This is a genomic window from Streptomyces sp. 150FB, from assembly GCF_000818195.1.
Lineage (GTDB): Bacteria > Actinomycetota > Actinomycetes > Streptomycetales > Streptomycetaceae > Streptomyces.
Map to the genome: position 1 here is coordinate 598,507 of NZ_JTHL01000001.1, position 7,860 is coordinate 606,366.

Sequence of the window (7,860 nt, forward strand, 5' to 3'; positions counted from 1 at the left end):
GGCCGCCCGTACGGAGGGCATCGTGCTGGACCCGGTCTACACCGGCCGCGCACTGGCCGGTCTGATCGCCGCCGTCGAGGACGGCGACATCGTCCCCGGCCGCCGCACGGTCCTCCTGCACTCGGGCGGCCTGCCCGGCCTCTTCGGCCACCCGGCGGCGCTGGCCCGGGCCGCCGCCGGACTGCGTACGACCGGGGGCTGACGCCGCGACGCCCCCGGCCCGCGCAGCCACTTCACCGTTCCCCTCCGGAGGTACCCGCCATGGCAGCCACCCCGACCACCCCGCGCTCCGCCCGTCTGCTCGTCGGCCTGCTGGCCGGGTCCGGTGCGCTGCACTTCCTGAGGCCGGCGGGCTTCGACGCGATCGTGCCGCGGTCGCTGCCGGGCACGCGGCGCGGCTGGACGTACGCGAGCGGCGTCGCCGAACTGGCCGTCGCCGTGGCGGTCGCCGTGCCGGCCACCCGGCGCCGTGGCGCGCTGGCCGCCGCCGGTCTCTTCGCCGCCGTCTTCCCGGCGAACGTGAAGATGGCCTACGACTGGCGCGGCCGCCCCGCCCAGCAGCGGGCGGCGGCGTACGCACGGCTCCCCCTCCAGGCGCCGCTGATCGGCTGGGCCCTGAAGGTGAGCAGGGACGCCCGCCGCTGACGGCGCGACGCCATCCCCGGCGGCGCCGACGACCCCGGCGCTCCCGCTCAGCCCTTGACGATCAGCGAAGCGGTGTGTTCCCGCACCTGGTCCGGTGTGAGGTACATGTCGGTGTGCTCGAACTCCCGCAGGGTGGCGCGCTTCTGGGACTGGAATCCGGTGCGTACGAAGTCGTCGCCGGCGACCGCGTTGAGCAGCCAGTTCGTCATCACCCGGGTCTTGGCGACATTGGTCCGCAGCGCCGACCAGTGGTAGCCGCGCGCCACGGCCTGGGCGGGCATCCCGCGCAGTTGGATGCCGAGCGGCTTGGATACGGCGTCCCGCCCGCCGAGGTCGACGACGAGCCCGAGGTCCTTGTGCACGTACGGCTGCATCGGCCGGTCGCGCAGGGAGGCGACGATGTTCTCGGCGAGCTTCCTGCCCTGGCGGATGGAGTGCTGCGCCGTGGGCGGGCAGATCGCGTCGTCGCCCTTGGTCAGGTCAGGTACGGCGGCCGCGTCGCCGAGCGCGTACGCGCCCTCGAACCCCGGCACCGTCATCTCGGGTGTCACGGCGAGCCGGCCCTTCACGGTCGGTGCTTCGAACGTGCCGACCAGCGGGCTCGCCGCGACGCCCGCCGTCCAGATCAGGGTCCGGCACGGCAGGACCCGGCCGTCGGTGAAGGTGACCTTCTCGGGGCCCGCCTCGGCGATCGACACGCCGAGGGACACCTCGATGCCGCGCCCGCGCAGGATTTCGAGGGCGCTCAGCCCGAGTTCGTCGCCGAGTTCCGGCATCAGCTTCGGCGCGATGTCGATGAGATGCCACTTGATCTGCCCGGGGTCGAGCCGGGGGTAGCGCCGGACCGCGTGCGAGGTGAGGCGTTGCAGGCAGGCGGCGGTCTCGGTACCCGCGTAGCCGCCGCCGACGACCACGAACTGGAGCCGTGAGATCCGCTCGTTCTCGTCCTGGCTGGCGTCGGCGAGGTCGAGCTGCGCGATCACATGGTCGCGGATGTACGCGGCCTCGGCGAGCGTCTTCATGCCCCGGGCGTTGTCGACGAGGCCGGGGATGTCGAAGGTGCGGGTGATGCTGCCGGGGGCCAGCACGATGTGGTCGTAGTGCTCGTCGACGATCTCGCCGGTGATCTTCTTGATGACGCAGACCTTCGCGCCCGGGTCCACGCCGACGGCGCCGCCGGGGATGATCCTGGTCCGGTACTTGTGACTGCGGCGCAGCGACACGGCGACCGACTGGGGAGTGAGCACGCCCGCGGCCACCTGTGGCAGCAGGGGCAGGTAGAGCTGGTAGGAGTACGGCGTGACCAGGGCGAGGTCCGCCTCCCCCGGTGCGAGCCGGTGCTGGAGGCGCCGTACGCACTCCACTCCGGCGAAACCTGCGCCCACTACGAGAATCCTCGGTCGTGCCACGGTTTCCGTCCCTTCTCAGGTCTGCGCGGTCGTCTCCACGCCTGCCCGCTGACCGCCGCCTGTCACAGCTCATCTTTCCGGGCGTACGGCGGGCGCGCCTGCCGAACGACGACGGCAGCGGCGCGGGCGACGGCCCAGGCCGGCCTCCGGCTCCCTATTCGAGGCTCGGCTCGGGCGGCGGGACGGCCCTCAGATGCGCGACGCCCGAACGTACGCCCCAGGCGAAGACCGCGAGTGCGAGGGCGCCCACCGTGATGGTGTCGTACGGCGCGGGAAGCTGCCCGGAGCCGCCGAAGCTGCCGAACCACGACAGCAGGGTCAGCGCCGCCAGATGGACGACGAGCCAGGCGCCGCGTCGCAGTTCGTCCCGCAGGGAAGGGCCTCCGGCGGCGCGGCGCTGCATCAGGAACAGCAGGACGCCGGCCAGCACCAGCGGGAGCGCCAGCCGCAGGGTGTGCCAGCCGGACCAGTAGATGAACTCGCTCGCCACCACGAAGCTGACCGGCGCGATCCAGCGCATCCCGGGGATCACTCCCCTGCCCCGGCCCCCGGGTGCTCCGCTCTCGCGGTCGTGGGCGCGGAAGGCTGCGACGGCGACCGCCGACGCCGCGTAGATGAGCAGATACAGGTTGCCCATGACGCTGACGATGTTCTGCCAGCTCCCGAACGGCAGCAGGAAGACGACGATGCCGACGAAGTTGAGCAGCAGCGCGCGGTGCGGCATGCCGTAGCGGGGGTCGATCCGCATGAAGAAACGCGGCAGCAGGCGGTTCTTCGCGAGCGCGTACGTGTGCCGGGCGTCGATCGCCACCCCCACATAGGCGGAGCCGCCCGGGGAGAGCACGGCGTCGGCGTAGAGCAGGGTGGCCAGCCAGTGCAGGTTGAGTACCAGCGCGAGCTGCCCGAAGGGCGACTCGAAGCTGACACCGCGCCAGCCGTGGCCCAGCAGCGATTCGGGGACGGTGAACAGGAACGCCAACTGGAGGCCGAGGTAGACGACCACGGCGAGGCCGATCCCGGTGAGCACGGCGGCCGGTACGTTACGGCGCGGACGGCGCGCCTCGCCGGAGAAGTCCAGCGGCGCCTGGAAGCCGTTGACGGAGTAGACGATGCCGCCGCCGGCCAGCGCGCTCAGGCAGGCCGCGTAGCCGTACGGGGCGAAGCCGCCGTGGTCGGTGAGGCGCCCCGCGTGGGTGCCGGAGAGGAAGAGCGCGACCACCGTGAGGACGGGGATGACGACCTTGAGGAGCGAGACCAGGTTGTTGAGGCGGGCGAACATCCGCACCGCGAACCAGTTCAGCGCGGTCAGCAGCGCGCTCAGCCCGGCGGCCAGGGCGAGGCCGGAGACGGTGAGGGTGGAGCCGTTGTACAGGCCGGGCAGGTAGTGCGCGCTGTACTGCATGATCGCGCTGATCTCGGCGGCCGTCCCGCCGACGGACAGCAGTACGGACCAGCCGATGACGGTCCCGACGAGCCGCCCGCTGGCGTACAGCGGCCAGCGTACGGTCCCGCCGCCCTCGGGACGGGTGGCGCCCAGCTCCACCATGACCAGCGCGACCAGGGCGCACAGCGCCCCGGCGGCGATCCAGGACAGCAGGGCTGCGGGGCCGGCGGTCTGGGCGGCGAACATCGCGGCGAACAGCCAGCCCGAGCCGAGGATGTTGGAGAACCCGATCGCCGTCAGACCCCAGAACCCGAGGTCCTTGCGGAGCCGGTGCTCCTCGGAGAGGGCGGTGGATACGGCGGGGGCGCCGGACGGGGGCTGGGGCTCCGACACGTACCTGTACTCCTCATGGCGCCGGGACCGAGGGGGTCCGGGCCGGGTTGGTCCGGGACTGCGGGTGGTCCGGGATCGCTCGTGGTTCGGGATCGCTGGTGGTCCGGGGCTCCGGGCCCGCTTCCTCTCCTTTCCCGTTGGCCACGCGCTACTCCCCCGATCGCGGCCTTGTGGAGACTTGAAGCGTCCATGACTATGGAGCGCCATGTCACCCGCACCACCGCGTGAAGGGACTCGCCATGCCGCAGCACCCCGCAGGAGCACCCCGAAGAACCGTCCTGGCCGCCGCCACCGCCGTTGTCGGAGTGCCGCTGGTGCCGCTCGTCGCCCAGGCGACCCCCGCCGCCGCCACCGGGCACGCGGGCGGTACGGCAGGGACGGGAAGGCCGGGCCAGGGCCTTCCGGCCACCGCCCAGGCGCCGAGCCGGGAGCTGCGGCGGCTGCTCGCCGAGGTCGACAGGGACCGGATCGAGGCGACCGTACGCCGCCTCGTCTCCTTCGGAACGCGGCACACCCTGTCCACCCAGGACGACCCCGAGCGGGGCATCGGCGCGGCCCGGGACTGGATCTACGCGGAGATGAAGCGGTACGCGGCCGCGTCCGGCGGCCGGATGACCGTCCAACTCCAGTCGTACATACAGGAACCGGCTTCGCGCATACCGGTGGCGACCCGGATCACCAATGTCGTCGCGACGCTGCGCGGCTCGGTCGACCCCGACCGGGTCCAGGTCGTCTCGGGCCACTACGACTCGCGCGCCACCGACGTCATGGACGCGACGAGTGACGCGCCCGGCGCCGACGACGACGCCTCGGGGGTCGCTGTGATCATGGAGCTGGCCCGGGTGATGGCGACCAGGCGCCCGGCGTCGACGCTCGTCTTCGCCGCTGTGGCCGCCGAGGAGCAGGGGCTGTACGGATCCGGCTATCTGGCCGAGCAGTTCAAGGTGGCGGGCGCCAACGTCCAGGCGATGTTCACCAACGACATCGTCGGCAGCTCCAGGGCCGACGACGGGGCCCGCGACCCGTACACCGTACGGCTCTTCGCCGAAGGGGTACCCACCGCCGAGACGCCCCAGCAGGCCGACACCCGCCGCTCGGTCGGCGGCGAGAACGACTCACCGGCCCGCCAGCTCGCGCGGTTCGTCCGCGATGTCGCGGACAACGAGGCGACGGGCACGCACGTCCGGGTGGTCTACCGCAGGGACCGCTATCTGCGGGGCGGCGACCAGATCCCGTTCCTCGAACGCGGTTATCCGGCGGCCCGCTTCACCGAGCCGGCCGAGGACTTCGCGCACCAGCACCAGGACGTCCGGGTCGAGGACGGCAAGCGGTACGGAGACCTGCCCGAGTTCTGCGACTTCGGCTACATCGCGCGGGTGGCGCGGGTGAACGGCGCCGCCCTGTGGACCCTCGCGCAGGCGCCCGCGGCGCCGCGCGGGGTGAACGTCCTCACCAGCGCGCTGACGAACGCGACGGAGCTGGTGTGGCAGCGCGGCACGGAACCGGACCTGGCCGGGTACGAGGTGGTGTGGCGCGAGACGACGGAGCCGGAGTGGACGCACGTGATCGAGGTCGGTGACGTGGTCCGGCACACCGTGGACCTGTCCAAGGACAACGTGTTCTTCGGTGTACGGGCGGTCAACCGCTCGGGGCTGCGCGGCCCGGTGTCCTTCCCGCTCCCCCGGAGCTGACCGGGCCCGCAGGCCCGGGGGCCGTTACACCGTCCCCGGCCGCGTGCCGGGGGCGGTGAACACCTCGGTGAGGCGCGGCGGCGCCGCCTGCTGCCAGGAGTCGAGCAGGATGTCGTACAGCTCGCCGGCGTCGTCGAGGGCGGCGAGCCTGACCCGTACCCAGGCGGAGGACGCCTCGTGGGGCGGCACCCAGAACTTCTCCGGCTCGGCGGCGATCAGCTCGGTCCGCTCGTGCCGGGGGCAGCGCACGGCGAACGACGTGCGGTCGTCGGGCACCGTGATGTACATCTTCCCCGCCACCCGGAACGTGGGCATGCCCCACGCCTCCTTCTCCACCGTCTCGGGGAGGGAGAGTGCGATACGGCGGACCTCGGCTTCGTCGTTCACAGTCACGGTCACAGATTAAACGGGCGCCGCCGCACCGGCCTTTCGGGCCGACCGGACCGGGAACTCGCACAAACTCCGAACCGTGCGGCAGTTCAACGGGCGCACTTCCTGTGGGACCGTACAGTCGCCCGCCGACGCCCCAGGGAGGTCCGTATGAAGGACAGCCGGCTCAGCCCGTCCACCGACCCCGACACCGACCCCGACCCTGCCGGGCGGCCGCTCCGCGTGGAGACGAACGGCCTCGACGTGATCACCGACGCCGAGCGCAAGGGCGCCCCCCGGCAGCTCTTCTGGCCCTGGTTCGGGGCCAACGTCTCGATCCTGGGCCTCAGTTACGGCGCGTTCGCGCTCGGCTTCGGCATCTCCTTCTGGCAGGCCGTGGTGGCCGGGGTGATCGGCATCGTGTGCTCGTTCCTGCTCTGCGGCTTCATCTCGGTCGCCGGCAAGCGCGGGTCGGCGCCGACGATGGTGCTCAGCCGCGCCGCCTACGGTGTGTCGGGCAACAGGCTGCCCGCGGTGGTCTCCTGGGTGCTCACCGTCGGCTGGGAGACCGTGCTCACCTCACTGGCGACCCTGGCCACGGCGACCGTGCTCGGCCGGCTCGGCGAGGGGGCGGGCACGGGGACAAAGGTGGTGGCGCTGATCGTGATCAGCGCGCTCGTCGTGGTCGGCGGGGTGATGGGCTTCGACCTGATCATGCGCCTCCAGACAGTGATCACACTGGTCACCGCCGTGCTCACCTGTGTCTACATCGGCCTGGTGGCCGACCACATCCACTGGAGCGTGGTCAGCGCCCTGCCGGCCGGCTCGACCCAGGAGGTCATCGGAACGCTGGTCTTCATCATGACCGGCTTCGGCCTCGGCTGGGTCAACGCGGCGGCCGACTACTCCCGTTACCTGCCGCGCGGCTCCTCGGGGCGGGGAGTGGTCGGCTGGACCACGCTCGGCGCCTCGGCGGCGCCGCTGCTCCTGCTGGTCTTCGGGCTGCTGCTGGCCGGCTCGTCCACCGGTCTCAGCAAGGCCATCGCCGCCGACCCGATCGGCGCGCTGACCACCATCCTGCCCACCTGGTTCCTGGTGCCGTTCGCCGTGGTCGCCGTGCTGGGCCTGGTCGGCGGCGCCGTGCTGGACATCTACTCCTCCGGGCTGGCCCTGCTCGCCGCCGGGCTGCGCATCCCGCGCTGGCGGGCCGCGCTGATCGACGGCCTGCTGATGATCGCGGGATCGGTGTACATCGTCTTCTTCGCCGACAACTTCCTGGGCCAGTTCACCGGCTTCCTGACCACGCTGGGGGTGCCGGTCGCCGCCTGGTGCGGGGTGATGCTGGCCGACCTGTCACTGCGCCGCCGCGACTACGACGACGCCGACCTGTTCCGTACGGGTGGCCGCTACGGGAGTCTCCCGGCCCTGCCCCTGCTGCTCACCGTGGTCGCCACCGCGCTCGGCTGGGGCCTGGTCACCAACACAGCGGCCGGGTGGCTGAACTGGCAGGGCTATCTCCTCGACGTCCTGGGGCTCGGCGGGAAGTCGGGGACCTGGGCCTCGGCGAACCTGGGCGTGCTGGCGGCACTCGCGCTCGGATTCGTCGGGACCCTGGCGTTCGGCCGGGGCCGGGTGCGCGCCCAGGAACAGCGAAGCTGACCGTACGGATCAGAGCTGGGCCGTCCTCAGACCTGGGCTGTCTTCAAACCCGGGCCGTCCTCAAACCTGGGCCGTCGTACGGCACTCGGGGTGGCCCCAGCCGTCGGGGTTCTTGGCGATGGGCTCACCGGCGGCGTACGCGCGCCCGCAGCGGCAACGGCCGGGGAACTTCGCGTTGAGCGTCCGCGTCGAGCCGCCCCCGGAGGCCTTCGATCCGGATGTTCCGGATACCCCGGCTGCCCCGGATGCCGAGGCTCCCGCCTTCGACGCTCCGCCGCCGGGCGCGCGGCGGCGGGCCGCGCCACCCGAC

Annotated in this window: 6 protein-coding genes and 2 pseudogenes; 4 read left to right on the forward strand and 4 right to left on the reverse strand. The window is 72.3% G+C overall.

The annotated features are described in order from the left end of the window. Nucleotides 1-202 (forward strand): annotated as a pseudogene (locus QR77_RS02465) (D-cysteine desulfhydrase family protein); the annotation flags it as partial. Nucleotides 203-261: 59 nt separating this feature from the next. Beyond that, nucleotides 262-645, forward strand: a complete 384-nt coding sequence (locus tag QR77_RS02470; RefSeq protein WP_052488479.1) for a hypothetical protein — start codon at nt 262-264, stop codon at nt 643-645. A gap of 47 nt (nt 646-692) precedes the next feature. Here QR77_RS02470 and QR77_RS02475 read toward each other — a convergent pair whose 3' ends face one another. Both QR77_RS02475 and QR77_RS02480 read right to left on the reverse strand, forming a co-directional pair. Then, nucleotides 693-2,054, reverse strand: a complete 1,362-nt coding sequence (locus tag QR77_RS02475; protein WP_040019439.1) for an FAD-dependent oxidoreductase — start codon at nt 2,052-2,054, stop codon at nt 693-695. 154 nt (nt 2,055-2,208) lie between these two features. Continuing rightward, nucleotides 2,209-3,831, reverse strand: coding sequence for an APC family permease (locus QR77_RS02480; RefSeq protein ID WP_040019440.1), 1,623 nt, complete (start codon nt 3,829-3,831; stop codon nt 2,209-2,211). Between the two features lie 239 nt (nt 3,832-4,070). On the opposite strand from QR77_RS02480, the gene QR77_RS02485 reads away from it, so the two are divergent. Continuing rightward, entirely contained in the window at nt 4,071-5,522 is a 1,452-nt protein-coding gene (locus tag QR77_RS02485; RefSeq protein WP_040027158.1) for a M28 family metallopeptidase, read from the forward strand. Nucleotides 5,523-5,546: 24 nt separating this feature from the next. Here the strand turns inward: QR77_RS02485 and QR77_RS02490 are convergent, their stop codons facing one another. Beyond that, nucleotides 5,547-5,909 carry an MmcQ/YjbR family DNA-binding protein gene (locus QR77_RS02490; protein WP_040027160.1) on the reverse strand — a complete coding sequence of 121 codons (363 nt, stop codon included), beginning with the start codon at nt 5,907-5,909 and terminating at the stop codon, nt 5,547-5,549. Nucleotides 5,910-6,062: 153 nt separating this feature from the next. Between QR77_RS02490 and QR77_RS02495 the strand changes: the two genes are divergently transcribed. Continuing rightward, the gene (locus QR77_RS02495; protein ID WP_040019441.1) at nt 6,063-7,550 is read left to right on the forward strand and encodes a cytosine permease; all 1,488 of its coding nucleotides are present in this window, start codon (nt 6,063-6,065) and stop codon (nt 7,548-7,550) included. A 60-nt stretch (nt 7,551-7,610) separates the two neighbouring features. On the opposite strand, the pseudogene QR77_RS48150 reads toward QR77_RS02495, so the two are convergent. Beyond that, a pseudogene (locus QR77_RS48150) lies at nt 7,611-7,860 on the reverse strand (hypothetical protein); the annotation flags it as partial.

What these genes read in the sequence shown, in the direction of transcription:
- QR77_RS02470 (WP_052488479.1), top strand. Translation starts at nt 262, where the DNA reads ATGGCAGCCACCCCGACCACCCCGCGCTCCGCCCGTCTGCTCGTCGGC.
- QR77_RS02485 (WP_040027158.1), top strand. Translation starts at nt 4,071, where the DNA reads ATGCCGCAGCACCCCGCAGGAGCACCCCGAAGAACCGTCCTGGCCGCC.
- QR77_RS02495 (WP_040019441.1), top strand. Translation starts at nt 6,063, where the DNA reads ATGAAGGACAGCCGGCTCAGCCCGTCCACCGACCCCGACACCGACCCC.